This is a genomic window from Hymenobacter nivis (assembly GCF_003149515.1).
GTDB lineage: Bacteria > Bacteroidota > Bacteroidia > Cytophagales > Hymenobacteraceae > Hymenobacter > Hymenobacter nivis.
Map to the genome: position 1 here is coordinate 4908575 of NZ_CP029145.1, position 16206 is coordinate 4924780.

At 61.1% G+C, this 16206-nt stretch carries 15 protein-coding genes and 1 pseudogene; 1 reads left to right on the forward strand and 15 read right to left on the reverse strand.

Going from position 1 to position 16206, the window contains the following annotated elements; translation table 11 throughout:
- Positions 1 to 372 precede the first annotated feature (372 nt).
- The 4 genes from DDQ68_RS21715 to DDQ68_RS21730 form a co-directional block, all read right to left on the reverse strand.
- Positions 373 to 1248, reverse strand: coding sequence for an IS3 family transposase (locus DDQ68_RS21715; RefSeq protein ID WP_109658168.1), 876 nt, complete (start codon positions 1246 to 1248; stop codon positions 373 to 375).
- Positions 1245 to 1532 carry a transposase gene (locus DDQ68_RS21720; protein ID WP_109658169.1) on the reverse strand — a complete coding sequence of 96 codons (288 nt, stop codon included), beginning with the start codon at positions 1530 to 1532 and terminating at the stop codon, positions 1245 to 1247. The genes DDQ68_RS21715 and DDQ68_RS21720 overlap by 4 nt, the downstream gene beginning before the upstream one ends.
- A gap of 199 nt (positions 1533 to 1731) precedes the next feature.
- Complete coding sequence (locus DDQ68_RS21725; RefSeq protein ID WP_162550324.1) at positions 1732 to 1971, reverse strand: transposase; 240 nt, start codon at positions 1969 to 1971, stop codon at positions 1732 to 1734.
- A 108-nt stretch (positions 1972 to 2079) separates the two neighbouring features.
- Positions 2080 to 2601, reverse strand: a complete 522-nt coding sequence (locus DDQ68_RS21730; RefSeq protein WP_109658171.1) for an IS110 family transposase — start codon at positions 2599 to 2601, stop codon at positions 2080 to 2082.
- A 942-nt stretch (positions 2602 to 3543) separates the two neighbouring features.
- Between DDQ68_RS21730 and DDQ68_RS21735 the strand changes: the two genes are divergently transcribed.
- Positions 3544 to 4062: a CIA30 family protein gene (locus DDQ68_RS21735; protein WP_109658172.1), complete on the forward strand. Its 519-nt coding sequence runs from the start codon at positions 3544 to 3546 to the stop codon at positions 4060 to 4062.
- 221 nt (positions 4063 to 4283) lie between these two features.
- Here the strand turns inward: DDQ68_RS21735 and DDQ68_RS21740 are convergent, their stop codons facing one another.
- The 11 genes and pseudogenes from DDQ68_RS21740 to DDQ68_RS21795 all read right to left on the reverse strand — a co-directional run bounded on the left by DDQ68_RS21740 (position 4284) and on the right by DDQ68_RS21795 (position 16013).
- On the reverse strand, positions 4284 to 4598 hold the full coding sequence (locus tag DDQ68_RS21740) for an integrase core domain-containing protein (RefSeq protein ID WP_162550325.1): 315 nt from the start codon (positions 4596 to 4598) through the stop codon (positions 4284 to 4286).
- 41 nt (positions 4599 to 4639) lie between these two features.
- Positions 4640 to 5736 (reverse strand): IS3 family transposase gene (locus DDQ68_RS21745; protein WP_109658174.1). Its coding sequence is split into 2 segments (ribosomal slippage): positions 4640 to 5487 and positions 5487 to 5736, totalling 1098 coding nucleotides; the frame shifts between segments, so codons are not numbered across the junction.
- 601 nt (positions 5737 to 6337) lie between these two features.
- Positions 6338 to 7225, reverse strand: a complete 888-nt coding sequence (locus tag DDQ68_RS21750; protein WP_109658175.1) for an IS3 family transposase — start codon at positions 7223 to 7225, stop codon at positions 6338 to 6340.
- On the reverse strand, positions 7222 to 7530 hold the full coding sequence (locus tag DDQ68_RS21755) for a transposase (RefSeq protein ID WP_109658176.1): 309 nt from the start codon (positions 7528 to 7530) through the stop codon (positions 7222 to 7224). The genes DDQ68_RS21750 and DDQ68_RS21755 overlap by 4 nt, the downstream gene beginning before the upstream one ends.
- Positions 7531 to 7625: 95 nt before the next feature.
- Complete coding sequence (locus DDQ68_RS21760; protein ID WP_109658177.1) at positions 7626 to 8261, reverse strand: gluconate 2-dehydrogenase subunit 3 family protein; 636 nt, start codon at positions 8259 to 8261, stop codon at positions 7626 to 7628.
- Positions 8262 to 8279: 18 nt separating this feature from the next.
- The gene (locus DDQ68_RS21765; protein ID WP_109658178.1) at positions 8280 to 10022 is read right to left on the reverse strand and encodes a GMC family oxidoreductase; all 1743 of its coding nucleotides are present in this window, start codon (positions 10020 to 10022) and stop codon (positions 8280 to 8282) included.
- A 15-nt stretch (positions 10023 to 10037) separates the two neighbouring features.
- Complete coding sequence (locus DDQ68_RS21770) at positions 10038 to 10631, reverse strand: 3-keto-disaccharide hydrolase (protein WP_245897188.1); 594 nt, start codon at positions 10629 to 10631, stop codon at positions 10038 to 10040.
- Between the two features lie 324 nt (positions 10632 to 10955).
- Positions 10956 to 11921 (reverse strand): annotated as a pseudogene (locus DDQ68_RS25060) (glutaminase domain-containing protein).
- Positions 11922 to 11975: 54 nt separating this feature from the next.
- On the reverse strand, positions 11976 to 13247 hold the full coding sequence (locus tag DDQ68_RS21785) for a DUF5127 domain-containing protein (RefSeq protein WP_245897196.1): 1272 nt from the start codon (positions 13245 to 13247) through the stop codon (positions 11976 to 11978).
- Positions 13248 to 13413: 166 nt separating this feature from the next.
- Complete coding sequence (locus DDQ68_RS21790) at positions 13414 to 14829, reverse strand: glycoside hydrolase family 125 protein (protein ID WP_109658183.1); 1416 nt, start codon at positions 14827 to 14829, stop codon at positions 13414 to 13416.
- A 41-nt stretch (positions 14830 to 14870) separates the two neighbouring features.
- Complete coding sequence (locus tag DDQ68_RS21795; protein ID WP_211320197.1) at positions 14871 to 16013, reverse strand: glycoside hydrolase family 76 protein; 1143 nt, start codon at positions 16011 to 16013, stop codon at positions 14871 to 14873.
- Between the last annotated feature and the right edge of the window lie 193 nt (positions 16014 to 16206).

The window sequence follows — 16206 nt, forward strand, 5'->3', positions numbered from 1 at the left end:
GGTACTTCATTTCTACATATTTAGGACTTACGCAAAGGTGCTACCTTGAAATAAACTTATGAGCCACGCTGACCCAAGCAAAGTACATTGATTATTTGCTTAGAGCGGTTTTAAAAACTACGTACGTGGTAACCGCATTGGTCGAACCAATTTTGCGCATCTTGGCTGGTAGTCGGGGTAGCGCAAGATACTGTGATAAAAGGGTTGTCCTTCGGGTAGATATTTTCTACTTTTAGGCCCCCAAAGGAGGGCTTACGGGTTCATCCTGTGTAGCCTCGACCCGTTCACGTCGTTCACGTGGTCGGGGCTACTTCTTTTTCAGTTAGGTGCGCCGGATGGTAGTGTGAGGTGGTCTAGTTTAGCAGGAGAGAATTAGGTGATATTGGCAAGTTGTTGTTGGTGAAATAGATAAGGCTTTAAGTAGCCGATACTAGAGTGGCGACGCTTGTGATTGTAGTAGTCAAAATACTCGGCGACGCTGGCTTGCGCGTCGGCCAGGTCGGTGAAAACGGGCCAGTCGCGGAGTTCAAGTAGTTCGGTTTTGAGGCGCGACCACAGGCTCTCCGCTTGGGCATTGTCGTAGCACTCGCCGCGGCGGCTGTGCGAGAGTTGGGCCTTGGCCTCGCGCAGTAGGGTTTTGTAGACGTTGCCCACGTACTGGCCGCCGCGGTCGGAGTGGACAATCAGGCCGGGACTGGGCGGCTGGGCGAGCAGGGCCCGTTGTAAAGCAGTGGTCACCAGCGCTTCGGGCATGTCGGCCCGCACTTGCCAGCCCACCACCTGCTTGGTGCACACATCCTGGAAGGCGCAGCAGTAGACCCACTGACCACTAGCCAGTGGCAGATAGGTAATGTCGCTGACCCACACCCGGTTGGCCTGGGTGGGCTTAGGCTGGTCCAGCAGCAAGTTGGGGGCGCAGCGCTTGCCGTGGGTTGAATCCGTGGTGCGGGGCGTGAAGGCCTTAGGCTGTAGTGCTTTGCGCGCGTGACGGCGCAACGCCGTGCGTAGGGCTTGCCGGCCCACGCGGTGCCCCAACTCGCGCAACTCGACCTGGAGCCGGCGCGTACCGTAGCGCCGCTGGTGGTCGTCAAACACGTCGACCATCGCCGTTTCCCAGGCGGGCGCTCCGGTGGTTTCGGTACGCTGGCACCAGGCATAATAGCGGCTGGGTACGACGTGCAGAACCTGGCAAAGCAGCTGCACCGGATAGTGAAGGCGTTGCTGGTCAATAAACTGCAACTGGCTCACGGGGTTGGGGGATGTGAGAAGATGGCGATGGCTTTTTTTAAAATCTCCAGCTCCTGCGCCTGCCGGCGCACTTGCGCCCGTAAGGCGCGCACCTCGGCCGCCTCGTGCGGGTCAGCGGGCAAGGGCTGTTGAGCCGCTTTCTGCCACTGATAAAGTAATTTGGCGTTGATATTCAGCGCGCGAGCGGCCGCTAGCGTGGAGCGGCTTTCGCTGGCCAGGCGCAGGGCTTCGGCGCGAAAGGCCGCATCATAGCGCGGCCGTTTGGAGGGAGAGGCTTTTTCCATGGATTTGGGAAATTACCACCCATTTCTCTCCTGTTTCACCCGACCACCTCAGTGTGGATCGTAGGCGTAATCATTTTTCCAAAGCGAGTAACAGCGCGGGAGCAGTTTGCGCATGACGGCAATGACGCCGGGCTTGCCACTGGGTTGACGGGACCGTAAGCGGGCATAAAAGGCGATTTGCTGTGGATTATAGCCTAAGCTACTGACGGCTGGCGGGTAAGTAAAGGGCGGTGCGTAGCCGCACGTTGCCCCAGCGGGAGATGCGCATAGCACGGGCCGAGAGGCCGCTTTGGTGCTGCACCATGTCCAATCCAGCGTAGGAGGCCAACTGGCGCTCGTTTTCGACCAGCACGAAGCCGTTGGTTTTCGCTACCACCACGATGGCCGTCGTGAGGCCAACGCCAGGGATGCTGGTCAGTGGGCCTAATTTGCGGGCCAACTCAGGCTCCGCTTTTAGCAGGTCAGCCAGGTCTTGGTCCAGCGCTTTGGGCTGGTGGGCCAGCAGGTGTTGCTGGGCGATTATCCGCGCTAACGTCCGGCTATCTGGCTAATCGCTGTGCTGGCAAGCATGGGTACGGGTCTTGAGTTGGGCGGCTTGCCGCACCAGTACCTGCCGCTCGCGGGCCAGGGCGCGCAACTGGCGCAGGGCAGGGGTGGGCGGCTGCCAGGCCGGCAGCGCCCGTTCCAGGCCCAGGCGGCAGAGCAGGCGCGCATCCAGTTGGTCCGTCTTGCTCTTGAATTCCGCGCTGCGGGCAAAATGCTTTGCCTTATTGGGAAGTAGTGCGCTCAGCAGCTGCTGGTTATCAGCTAGAAAGTACGCCAGTTCTTCGTAGTAAACGCCGGTGGCTTCCACCACAAACCAGAGCGGGCTGCCACTGACTTGTTGTTTGGCTACCCAGCTGAGTAGGGCCGCGAAGCCACTTGCCGTGTTGGCAAAGGTTGTTTCTTTGCCAAAGTGCAACTGCTGGACAAGCGTCGAGTGGCCGATGCAGGCCACGAAGTTGTCCTTGTCAATGTCGATACCGACGACGCACTTGAGCGGGGCAGTGGGGGAAGGAAGCGGAGCCATACGCGAACAGAGGTAAAAGGGGGAATGAACGTAGCCAGGCTAGGTTTTACCGCAACTTTTCTCGTGCAAATGCGGGATGCTCCAGGCACTATATCCCGGCTGCTCCCTCCATACTGTGCAGTCTTCAGGCAAAACGGGAAACGGGCCACCGTTTCTTGCGCGCAGCGTCGAAGCTGATTAAGCCTCGCACTCAGAATAGGATGCTGTCCCCGTTTCCTTTTCTGGCTGGCCTCACTTTGAGGCCACGCAATCATGGCCTCGGTTAAAAGTTTGGTTTAAAGGTTAAATGAGTTGATTGCGAGTATAGCGCTCCCACTTCAAAATAGTGCTTTCAGAGGCCATCAGGGCTGGTTTGTTCAGTTAAACCTACGTTTTGCTGAACAACTCTGTCATTTAGCTGGTACAGGGCACGTCGGCTTGAAGACAAGCCAATCTGGTACAGAAAACTTGTTCAGCAATCAAAGTACAGTCAACTCGTCACAGGGGGACCAGTTGACTGTATTTTGATCGCTGGCATGGGTGTCTAATAGTACCACAAATCAGAATTCTATCTTAGTATCACCTTGTTAATCTCGGGAAAATGAGGTTGCTGCTAAGCGGATCGATTAACCTTTGGACCAAATTTTTAACCAAGGCCAAAAATGATTACGCCTACGACCTGCACTATCATCCCGCACACCTGGCCGAAAAAGGAATAGCCCCGACCACGTGAACGGGCCGAGGCTACACAGGATGAACCCGTAGGCCCTCCTTTGGAAGCCTAAAAGTAAAAAATATCTGCCCGAAGGATAACCTTTTTAACATAGTATCTTGCGTTACCTCTACAGCAGGCTTGTTTCCACCACCAAAGTGAAAACTGAGCGATTAAAACCTCTTGGAATCTGAACAAGTTAGGTAGAGGTACAAAAAATCGGATATTACCTGCCTCTAAAGAGTACAGCAATGAACACCTCCTTTTTAACAGCAATGATGAGCAGCTTACTCCTTTTTGATTTTAGCTCTTCCTCAGACTGGTCTGGGTGGGAGGTACAGAACGACGTGGTAATGGGTGGGAAATCCTCCAGCGACCTCTCGCGAAGCAAAGAGGGAAATGCGGTTTTTACAGGGGATGTCTCCCTGAGGAATAATGGAGGATTTGCTTCTCTGCAATATCATTTTACGCCTAAAGACATCAGGGGCTATGATAAAGCCGTCATTCGCCTAAAGGGAGATGGAAAGCAATACCAGTTCCGGATAAAAGCTAATCTGGACGAGCGGGCAGCTTATATATATACTTTCAAAACCAGCGGTGAATGGCAAACCATCGAGATTCCACTTAACAAAATGGAACCCTCTTACCGCGGAAATAAGCTTGACCAGCCCAACTTCAATGCCAATGAGGTGCAGGAGGTCCGGTTTTTGATAAGCAATGGAAAAGCGGAGAATTTCAGGCTGGAAATCGATAAAATTGAGTTACTTTAAGGGGTAACTCGGCCTAAAAAAAAGGACAGATTACATTGCGGATGCCACACCGCAATGACCGCGCTGTGCTGTTGCGGTGTGGCCCAAAGGGCAGACCACCCTGAGACATGGCGTTCTCGTAGCGGCGTGTGGATAAAATCACGCGAAACCCATCCAGGTAGCCATACAAGTGGAGAGCATCTGTAGACTCCCCCTGTAAGTGAGCCAGTCAAAAGTAGAGGTCAGGCAGCTTGACGAAACTCAATGGGAGTTAAGAAGTTAAGGGCCTCATGGGGCCGCAGGTGATTGTAATCATACTGCCAGCTCTGGCACTGTTCCCGCACCTGCCGCAGGCTGGTGAAGAGGTAGGCATTGAGCAGTTCGCGGCGAAACGAGCCGTTAAAGCGTTCAATATAGGCGTTTTGGGTCGGACTGGCGGGTTGAATCCAGTGCAGCTCAATCTGGTGGTCCTGGCACCAGGTCTGCAAGAGCTGGCTGACAAGCTCGGGGCCGTTGTCCACCCGAATCCGGGCGGGCGAGCCATAGTGACTGACCAACTGTAGACTCCCCCTGTAAGTGAGCCAGTCAAAAGTAGAGGTCAGGCAGCTTGACGAAACTCAATGGGAGTTAAGAAGTTAAGGGCCTCATGGGGCCGCAGGTGATTGTAATCATACTGCCAGCTCTGGCACTGTTCCCGCACCTGCCGCAGGCTGGTGAAGAGGTAGGCATTGAGCAGTTCGCGGCGAAACGAGCCGTTAAAGCGTTCAATATAGGCGTTTTGGGTCGGACTGGCAGGCTGAATCCAGTGCAGCTCGATGTGCTGGTCCTGGCACCAGGTCTGCAAGACCTGGCTGATGAGTTCGGGCCCATTGTCTACTCGAATCCGGGCGGGCGAGCCATAGTGACTAACCAGCGTTGTGAGCAGGGCTACAACGCGCACAGCGGGCAGCGAGAAATCAACCTCGATACCGAGCACTTCCCGGTTCCAGTCTTCCACCACGTTGAGGGTGCGGAAGCGGCGGCCATCGGTTAAGGCATCGCTCATGAAGTCGAGCGACCAGCAGACATTGGGCTGTGAAGGAACTTGCAAGGGCCGCTTGACCCGCTCGGGCAGGCGTTTCTTTTTGCGCCGCTTGCCTAGCTGTAAGCTCATAGCCTGATAGATACGCCATAAGCGCTTGTGATTGACCAGTACGCCCTGCTTGCGCAACCGGTAGTAATACTTCCAAAAGCCCCACCCGCTGTGGCGCGTGACTAAGGCCTGCAAGTGGCCCACCAGGTCCGCATCGGCGGGCTGGATGCCCCCATGGCCCCCACCAGGTGGCGGGGCATAGCTGTTGCGGGCCAGGCTCACGAGCGTACACGCCTGGCGTTGGCTCAGCCCCCGCCCGCGGGCGTAGTGGGCTACGTCGCGCCGGGCCGTGGGGGTGGTTACTTTTTTCGCAAGACCTCCTTAATGACCTGATTCTCCAGGCTCAGCTCCGCGTAAAGCTGTTTGAGGCGGCGGTTTTCGTCTTCTAGGTGCTTGAGACGCTGTAACTCGCTGGTGCTCATGCCACCAAACTTGTTTTTCCAGCCGTAAAACGTGGCCTCGCTAATACTATGTTCGCGGCAAATCTGGGCGACGGTCTGCCCTTGGTCCTGCTGGCGCAGGATGCCCAGAATCTGGGCTTCGCTGAATCGACTCTTTTTCATGAGTAGCTAAAAATAGAGAAAGTGAAAAGTTACTACTTCTCTCTAATTTTGGCTGGCTCACTTTGAGGGGAAGCCTACACATCAAAAAGTGTGGGGCGTTCAGGTTCAACTGCTTGCTGACTAAATTGAGAAGCCGTACTTATCGGTCAATTCTGGCCTCGGTTAAAAGTTTGGTACAAAAGTTAAACGACGGGCTGGAAATCGGCCTCAGCTTGACCATGAATACTGTCCCTACATCAAATGAGTGGGCTTTTGTATGGTTTCCCGGAGAAGGCGAACTCGCCCTGAAGATTACGCGATAGCCAAGTCGCTAGCGAGCCTCACTTCGTTCATCCCGGGTTAACCTGTTAGCCGTTGGCCCTGCTGTCGGCAGAATCGCTGAGCATGCCAAACAGGTCAACAAGGGGGGCATCCGGATACGTAAGTGGTTCCACTTTCTGGCCCCATTTCTACCTGTCTAATAGCCACCGATTAACGGGGGCCGGCCGGTAAGGCATATCTCTCTAGCTCTGCCACCGCGCAGTGGTGAGCGTGAACCAGGCAGTGCCTGATGACCGGCTCGCTTAACCTTTGAGGTGGTCGGGTTGAAATGGACAGCGAGCTAAGATAGGTTGAAAAGATAGTGAAGCTCGACTTCGAGCGGGGTGCAGTAGCCCAGGGCGGAGTGCAGCCGTTGGGTGTTGTAGTAGTGGTCGAGGTACTCGGCTAGTTCGAGCCGGGCTTCTTCCACGTCGGCAAAGCAGGCTCCGCGGGGCAGCAACTCGGTTTTGAGCGTGCTCCAGCCGCTCTCGGCCAGCGCGTTATCGTAGGGGTTGCCGGGCCGGCTCAGGCTGGCAATGGCCTGGGTGCGGTCCAGTAGGGTGGTAAAGGCCTCGCTGGTGTACTGGCTGCCGCGGTCGGCATGCACGAGCAGACCGGGCGGGGGCTGGCAAACGGCCACCGCCCGGTTAAAGGCGGTCAGCATCGAGTCCGTATCCAGCGACTCGCTCACGTGCCAGCCCACCACGCGCCGGGAGAAGGCATCGCGCCAGCACGCCAGGTAGGCCCACTGACCGGTGGCCAGCGCCAGGTAGGTGATGTCGCCGACCCAAATTTGATTGGGGGCCGTGGCCGCAGGCCAGGTGGCTAACTTGTTCGCAGCGGCCACGGCCTGCGGGTTAGCCTGGGTGGTGCGCGGGGGCCGGGAGCTGGCGCGGGTGCATCGGGCGCGTAAGCCGCTGGTGCTGAGACAGACGTGCAGCCGCTGCCGGCCTACCGCGTGGCCTTCGCGCCGCAGTTGGGCCCGCAGCCGGCGGCCATAACGGCCAGCATGGGTGGTAAACACGCGCTGGGCGGCTACTTGCCAAGCAGGCAGCACTGGCTCTTGTCTCAGCACGGGCACGCGCTTACACCAGGCATAGTAGCCGCTGGTACTGACACCCAGCAGCTGGCACTGCTGCCACACGGGCCAGCAGGAAGCATGTAAGGCCATGAAAGCGAAGCGTTTCATCGGCCCGTCGGTTGCGAGAAGATGGTCAGCGCTTTTTTTAAAATGTCGCGCTCCATTTCCGCGCGGGCCAATTGGGCCCGTAACTGCTTGTTTTCCTGCGCCAGCGCTTCACTTCCTGCTGGACGAGCGGCTTGGGCGCGGGCGGCCCGTACCCACTTGCCCAACACGGCCTCGCTCATGCCCAACGCCTGTGCGACCCGCGTCGCCGCTTGCCCATCCTGGCTTACGCGGCGAACCGCCTCGGTCCGAAAGGCCGCATCATACTTCGTTCGCTGCCGTCCGTCGGCTGGTTTTGCTGCTTCCATGACAAGGGAAAGTTACTTTCTCCGTGTCCATTTTTACCCGACCACCTCGATGCAGTATTAGACGAATTGTCAGAAAATGCTAACTTAAACAACCTCTAAGCTTGCACCATGCCGTACTGCTTCAGTACGTCGGCGGGCACGCCGGTCCAGCGGTTGGGCGCGTTGCCGACGTAGCCAATGTCGGCCATGCCCATCTTGCTGGTAAAGAAGCCCGTGGCCGTGAGGTCGCGCATCCGGTTGAAGAACGTCACGCCCGGCAGCATATCGCGGGTGGCCCGCTTGGGGTAGGCAATTTTGGTCACCATTGCCAGCTGCTGCGGTGCGGCACACCCCACAAACGGCTGGCCGTAGCGCGTGGCACACTGCAAGTCCAGCCAGCGCAGCCCGCCGCGCAGGGGCAGCTGGTGCTCAGGGATATCCTTGACGATGAACTCCATAAACTCCGGCACCTTGGCGTCGGACGCACTCCCCGACTTTGCGTCTTTGGGAATGATGATGTCCGCCAGGACCGTGATGGTAGCCATTTCGTGCGGCGTGAAGAACGTTTCGGCGTGCAGCGCTTTGTCGCGGGCTATTTCAAACGGCTGCCGTCCGGCTTCGTCGGCAGCCGCATCGGCTGGCTTGGGGGCCCTGGGGGGCGCCTGGGCCGTATCGGGGCGGCAGCCGTCGAGCAGAAAGCCAGTGGCGAGGGTGGCTAGGCCGATGGCCTTTAAGGATTCGCGTCTTTTCATCGGAATAAGAAAAAAAAGCTACAGGCTGGCGCGCTGGCGCTGGTCCAAAATATACTCGCTGGTGCGCATGGACAGGGCCAGGATGGTCCAGGTGGCGTTTTTGTCGCCCTGCTGTACAAACGGGGAAGCATCCACTACGAACAGGTTGCGGCAGTCGTGGGCCTGGCACCACTTGTTCAGGGCCGACTTCTGGGGGTCGTCGCCCATGCGCACCGTGCCCACTTCGTGGATGATGCGGCCAGGGGCCTCCAGGCCGTAGTTGGTGTCGGCGCCCGGAATTTTGGAGGTGATGATGCCTCCCATTTCGTGCATGATGGACTGAAAGGTTTCCTGCATGTGCTTGGCCTGCTTGACCTCGGCATCGGTCCACTTGTAGTGAAATTTCAGGACCGGAATGCCGTACTTGTCCACCACGTCGGGATCAATTTCGCAGTAGTTGTCCTCCCGCGCAATGGCCGTGCCGCGGCCCGCCATGCCCACCTGCGTGCCATAAAAGCGGCGGTAGTCGTCCTTGAGCGAGGCCCCGAAGCCGCCGGGCTCCTGCAATTTGCCGTCGCGGCCGGGCACTAGGCCGTTCAGGTTCTGGATGCCATGGCCGAAGCCGTAGGCCGGCATGTGCATCCCGCCGCCGTACTCGATGTGGTAGCCACGGGGGAAGTCCAACTTTTTGTTATCCAGCCACCACGGCGTGTAGATGTGCACGCTGCCCACCCCGTCCTCGTTGTAGCGCTTGCGGTCCATGAGCTGGGGCAAAAAGCCGCCCAGGCTGGCCCCAGTCGAGTCGTGCAGGTACTTGCCCACCACGCCGCTGCTGTTGGCCAGGCCGTTGGGGTGGCTGGGCGATTTGGAGTTGAGCAGCAGCCGCGCCGACTCGCCGGCGCTGGCCCCCAGAATAACGATTTTGGCCTTTACCTGGTACTCCTGCAAGTCGTTTTTGTCGACGTACGACACGCCGGTGGCCAGGCCGTTGGCCCCGGTCAGCACCTCGCGCACCATGGCGTTGGTAATGACCTTGAGGTTGCCGGTTTTCAGGGCCGGAATCACCAGGCACGACGAGGCCGAAAAGTCGCCGTAGACCTTGCAACTGCGCCCGCACTGCCCGCAGAAGAAGCAGGCGCCGCGGTCCTTGTTGCCGGGCAGGGCTTCCGTCAGCACCGAGCCCCGGCCGGGAATCACCGTCACGCCCGCCTTGGCCGCGCCCTGCTTGATGAACAGCTCGTTGAGGCGGGGCTTGGGCGGTGGCAGGAAGATGCCGTCGGGCTCGTTGGGCAGCCCCTCCACCGTGCCGTACACCCCAATCAGGCGGTCCACCTTGTCGTAGAACGGCTTCACCTCGTCGTAGGTAATGGGCCAGTCGTCGGTCAGGCCGTCCAGCTGGTGGCTCTTGAAATCCAGGGGCCCCATGCGCAGCGAAATGCGCCCCCAGTGGTTGGTGCGGCCGCCCAGCATCCGGGCCCGGAACCAGTTGAACTCGGTATTGTCCTTGGTCGTGTACGGCTCGCCGTCCAGCTCCCAGCCGCCGTAGGCGGCATCGAACTCGCCGAAGGGCCGGGTGGTGGCGGCCCCCCGGCGCGGCGACTCGTAGGAGAACTTGAGCTGGAGCGCGTCCTTCACGGGGTCGAAAAACGGGCCGGCTTCCAGCATCAGCACCTTCAGGCCGGCGTGGGCCAGCACGTAGCCGGCCATGCCGCCCCCGGCTCCCGAGCCCACCACAATGGCGTCGTAGACGGTGGGTGATTCCTTGATTTGAAAATTATCCATGCGTGCCGGGGCGGGTTAGAGTTGCTCGATGGTGAGGGCCCGGAAGGCCACCTGGTGGCCGTGGTCTTGCAGGGCGATGTGGCCCTTGGGGTAGGCCCCGAAGTTCTTCCACGTCTTGAACTTGCTGCTCTCTATCAGGGCTTTCCACGCGGGGCTGCCCATCTGCACGTCTACCGTTTTGATGTTGTTCAGGAAGAAGGTGAGGTGGCCGTTTTGCTTGCGCAGCTTCACCCGGTTCCACTCGCCGGCGGGCTTGGCGGCGTCTTTGGGCGGGGCCACCATGTCGTAGAGGGCCCCGGCCAGGTGGGTGGCTTTTTTGTTGTCTTCCGCTTCTTTGTTGTCGAGCACCTGCATTTCGATGCCCGTTTCGTAAGTGGCTGCGAAGGCGGAGTCCTCGTGCACCCCGAAGATGATGCCGCTGTTGCCCCCCGGCGAAATTTTCCACTCCAGGTTCAGCTCGAAGTTTTCGTACTCGCCGTCCGTCACTAAATCGCCCTGCCCGGGTGCCTTAGGGTTCAGTTGCAGGGCCCCGCCCACCACTCCCCAGGCCGGCTCGGCCGTAGGCTTCAGGTAAACATGCCAGCCATGAGTGGTCTTACCGTCAAACAAAACTTGTGGCTTTGACCTGACAGGCGGTTTTTGCGTGAATGCCGCCAGGTTAAAAACAACTAAGGCTAATAGGATACTCAGGAAGGTCTTCATGTGCGGGGAGCCCGGAAGGGATTGGCTATTAATGAGGTGTGAGTTATTAAAGATAAGGCGTTAAATATCGCCGAGGCAAGCGGCGCGTGTCATGGCGTCGCCTGTGCCAAGTGCAGACCCAGCGCATCCAGTTCATCGGGCCAGGCCAGGCCGCCTACCAGGGCTAAGGTTGCTCGCCGCATCAGTACGCCGCCAGCTTGCGGGCCAGTATTTTCATGAAGTAGCCACCCACTACGGAGCGGGCCTGGAAGCCCTACTGCTGGGCATCGGTGGTTTCGTGCCAGTCGGTGAGGGACACGCGGGTGGGGTGTCGTTAGCAAACTGCCAGATGGGAGCGATCAAGGCCGCGAAGTCGGCCGGGTTGTCGGCCAGCATGGCGGTCCACAGCGTCCAGTCCGACTTGGTGTATGTACGGCGGCTGTCGAGGGGCAGGCCGTATTTCTGCTGGTGCATCAGGCAAAACGCTACTTCCTGCCGCGTTACTTCCGGGGAAGAGATTTTCAAGTCCAAGATATTGTCCCACAATAGGTTGTGCTTTTGACTCCACGAGCCGGCGGGCTTGTCGAACGTCAGGGCGTAGTAGTCGCCATCCTAGGCCATAGCCACCCAGCGCTTGGCGTAGTCGCGGGTCAGGGTCGTGTACTCATTGGCGGTAGCGATGTCGCCGAGTTACCGGGCCAGCTGGCCGTGGCAGGCGATGCCCATGATGGCCTTGGCCGAAAGGTTGGCATTGCGGGCCAGGTGGCCGGCGAAGTCGTCGGTGCAGAGCTGGTTGGCCGGGTCCAGGCCGTCGCGCTTGAGGTAGCCCACCCAGTGGGTGAGCGTAGACCAGTGGTCGCGGGCGAAGTCGGACTTGCCGTCCAGACGCACGGCGGCAGCGTTCATAATCAGTACGTTGCCGGCCTCCTCCACCGGCATGTCCTCGCCGTAGAGCTGTCCGTTGGCCTTCGGGTACGGGCCCAGGTCGTGGGCCGGGAGGCCCTTTTTCCAGCGGCCCGACTCGCTGTACTCGAAGATGCCGCGCAGCATCCCCTTGGCCAGTGCACTGTTGTACAGCAAAAAAAGCGGCTCTGACGGGTACGTCACATCCACGGTGTTGATGAAGCAGCCGGAGAGGTTTTCCCTCGAGAAGAACAGCAACTCACCCTTGGGCCCAGCTACGATGCTGTGGGCCGCAATGGACTGGTGGTAAGCCAACTGGTAAAGGTCGGCGTATTTAGGCCCCCCGGCGGCCGGCGCGTCGGCGTACAGCTACTGGCCGAAGGCGGTGGCTTTCTGGCGCAGGCGGGCGTAGTCGGCCTCGGCGGCGGCCAGGGCCTGCTCCATAGTCGTGGCCGGGCCGCGCCGCCACCAGGGGCGCAAGTTCTGGCCAAAGTACTGGACGGCGTACTGCTCGTCGTAGCCCAGTAGTAGGTGCTTTTCGACGGGCTGGGCGGCCACGTGGCCCAGGTCGAGCACGGCGGCCTGGGCCACGCGCTGCGCCGGTACCGCGCAGGCGGGCCCGGCCGCGGGCAGAGCCCTGGTACTGGCAAACGTAGTTTTGAGGATCTGGGGCACGCCGGTGCCGAGTAGGGCCCCCACCGGCGCGGCCAGGTAGGCGTAGCCCCAGTCGATGCGGCGGCCGTCGCCGGTTTTGGCCAGCACGGGCTGGGCAACGGTGCCCAGCGCCTGCCAGCGCAGGGGCCCGGCCGCGCCGGCGCGGGCCGCTACCTCCTGGTAGGGCGTGTCGCTGGCCAGGGTGCCGGCCTCGGCCAACAATACCTGGGTGGGGTGGGGCTGGCCGTTAGGGGCGACGGCGGTGAAGGTGACGTAGCTGACGGGGCGGGCCACGGTTTCCAGTTCGTTGAGCAGCAGCGAGGAGAGGAAGTTGACCGTGAGCCGCACCGGGCTGGCGGCGAAGGTGGAGGTAGTTTGGGTGGCCGCCACGGCCACGCCCATCTGGCGGGCCGTGGGCAGGCGCGGGGCGGGCAGCTCTTCATAGAGACCGGCATCGAGGTGGGCCCCGCTCTGGGGGTTGGCGCAGTTCAGGGCCAGCACGTTATCGCCCTGGCACAGGGCGGCGCGGCCAGCGGCGGGCACGTCGATGTGGTCGCACTGGCCGTCGGCCCCGGCCCGTTTGGTCAGCAGCACCCCATTGAGGTACACCTCTGCGTTGTCGTCGTGCCAGAGCAGCACCACGAAGGCCCCGGCGAGATTCGCTTTGCGCCGTACCCACACGTCGCGTCCGGTCCAGGCCGTGCCGGGCCGACCGGGCTCACTCTTGAAGGGGGCCGGCCCGGTTTTCCAGCCCATAGAATTGGCAAGAGCAGGCCGCTTCCAGCCCGCCACTGGCTGCTGAAACGTGTAGCGGACCGGGTACGACTGCTCCTCCGCCATCGCGAAAGTAGTCCGGTACCCGGAGGCTCCCTGGCCCAGAAACTGGTAGGCCCGGCCGTCCACCCGCACCACGACCTCCAGGGCCTGGGGCTTGCCAGCCCAGTAGCGGGTGGGGGCGGCCGTCAGCGTAGCCTGAAACGCCCACACGCTGAAGTAGGGCGTGTGCGTGATGAGCGGGTAGGCCGCCGCCCTGGCCCTGGGCGCAGGGCCAGCGGCAAAACGGATAGTTTCAGCGTTTTCAGGGGGTGGGAATAGTAGTGGCCGGTAGATTAGACGGCCGGGCAATCCTTTCCCCGGCCGGGCAGCAAAAAACTCATGTTAGCAGCTGGGGCTTTTCCTGGTACACCTTCCAGAGGAACTCGCCGAAGATGGTGTTGGCCCAGGCAAACCAGGCGCGGGTGAATTTCTTGGGGTCGTCCTTATTGAACGACTCGTGCATATAGCCCGTGCCGGCGTGGGTGGTTTTGAGGGCTTGCACGCAGGCGCGAATCTCGGCGTCGTCGGTGCTGGTGAGGCCGCGGGTGGTGATGGCGATGGGCCAAATCATGTCCTGCCCCACGTGGGGGCCCCCGATGCCCTCGGCCGCCGTGCCCTTGAAGAAGAACGGGTTGGCGCTGGAGAGCAGGAACTTGCGCGTGTTCTGGTACACGGGGTCGGTGGCGGGCAGGGCCCCCAGGTAGGGCAGGGCCACGAGGCTGGGCACGTTGGCGTCGTCCATCAGCACCTGGCTGCCGAAGCCGTCCACTTCGTAGGCGTAAATTTTGCCGTGCTGGGGGTGGTCCACCACCGCGTACTGGCGAAGGGCGGCTTCCACCTCGTCGGCCAGGGCCCCCAGCTCGCCGGCGGTTTTGGCGTCCTTAGCCAGGGCCGTCATCATCTCGGCGGCCTGGCGCAAGCTGGTCACGGCGAAGAAGTTGCTGGGCACCAGGAAGGAGTAGAGGGTGGCGTCGTCGCTGGGCCGGAACGCTGAGCAGATGAGCCCCACCGGGTGCACCGGGTAGCCGTAGCCGCTCATGGGCTGGGTGTCGGTAGCGTTGGTGGTATTGCGCTGGAAGTGGTAGGGCCCCCGGCCGTCTTTGCGCTGCTGGGCCCGAAAGGTTTGCAGCGTGGCCTGCACGGCCTGCTGCCACTGGGCGTCGAAGGGCGCGGCGTCGTTGGTCGTTTTCCAGTAGTGGTAGGCCAGGCGGATGGGGTAGCAAAGCGAGTCGATTTCCCACTTGCGCTCGTGCACGCCGGGCTGCATGGCGGTGCGGTCGGTTTTCCACTCGCCCACCTTCGTGGCGTCGCCGTAAAAAGCGTTGGCGTAGGGGTCCTTGATGATGCAGCGCGTCTGGCGGTTAATCACGCCGGCCACCAGCTGGCGCAGCTCGGCATCGCGGCCCACGAACTGCAAGTAGGGCCACACCTGGGCCGAGCTGTCGCGCAGCCACATGGCGTCGATGTCGCCGGTGATGACGTAGGTATCGGGCCGGCCGTCGCGCAGGGCGTAGGTCACGGTGGTGTCGAGCGTGCTCGGGAAGCAGTTCTCAAACAACCAGCCCAGCTCGGGGTCCTTCACCTTTTTCTTGAATTCGGCGATGGCGCTTTCCACGGCCTTGCTGCGGAACTTGCGGGTGGCCAACGCGGGGCGCACCGTGGGGAAGGCGGGGGGGGAGGCGGCCCAGGCGGGGCTGGCGTAGTACGCGGCCCCCAGCAGGGCCGTGTTCTGAAGAAAAATACGACGGTTCATGAAGCGAAAATGGGGATGGGCGAACGGGCAACCAATCCGGGTTACAAAATATGCCGGGCTTGCAGTTCAGCCAGGGCCTCCAGCAGCATCACGCCGCTCATTTCCGTGGAGGCGTCCACGGGGTCGGTGGGCAGGGCCGCCCAGCTGGTGCCAAACAGGTACTGCGGGCGGCGGGTGGCGTGCTGGCCAAGGCTTTGGCCGTTGGTTGCCAAAAAGCGCGCGTAGCTGGCCCGGCTGGCCGCGCTCGTGGCGGGCTCGATGGCCAGCGAGGTCAGGTAGCGTACCAGAATGCCCTTGAACAGGCCCCCATCGCGGCTGTTCTCGTTGCGCAGAATGCCGTTGGGCGAGAGGATGGGGTCGGCCAGGGTGTAGGCCGCCGTGCGCTCGGCGCCGGCGAGGTAGCCGCGCTGCTTGGTGGCCTGGTACAGGGCCAGCCCGGCGCCGATGTACACGCCCTGGTTGTATGTGAAGTGCATCCGCTTGTCAATCTGCCCGTCGCCCTTGCCGTTCACGCCGTCCCAGACCAGGCCGGTGGCGGGGTCCACCAGCGTTTTCTTTTCCCAGGCGTAGATTTTTTTCGCCCACGCCAGGTCCTCGGCGCGGTGGTCGAGCAGGTAGAACCGGGCCGCCAGAATGGCGGCGGGCGCGTTGGCGGGCGTGTTTTTGTAGCCGAGCTGCGTTTTGCGCCAGGCGATGCCCCCGCCCTGCTGCTCGTTCCAGCCGGTTTTAATATTGGCCCAGAGCAGGGCGGCCGTGGCGCGGTAGGCGGGGTCCTTGGTCAGCTCGAAGGCGCGCAGGCAAGCCAGGGCCTGCCACTCCATGTCGTCGTAATACTCGTTGAGGTACGTGTCGTGGTTCTGCGCCTTGGTGCCCACCTGCAACTGCTGCATCTGGGCCAGGTAGGCCGGGTTTTTGGTACGCTGGTAGCCGTCGAGCAGCACGTCGAGGCCGTGGGCCTGCCACCAGTAGTTGTAGTTGGCCTTGCCCGCGTTGTCCTCGCAGTAGTAGTGCTTGTCCGCGTCCCAGAAGTATTGGGTGAGGGCGGCCTGGGCCGAATCGGCCCGGGCGGCCCAGGCGATTGCGGGCATCTGCACGGGCTCCGGCGCGGGCGTCGGCGGAGTGAAGCTGAACAGCAGCCCGCCCAGCACGGCCGCGGCCACGCCGGGCCGGGCAACGCGGCTCATTCTGCCGGCTGGCTGGGCCCCAAGGCCAGCCGGGCCGCGGCGATTGAGATCAGAAGTGAAATGAGAGAGCACAGGCGGAAGCGAATGAAAGGGCGAGGAGGTGCAAAGGCGGTTGGGGAGCGGTCAGCCGGGGGCCCCGGTCAACCGCTCCCCAACCATCTCATCTAATTGCCAGCAGCGGTTAGCCAGGCCA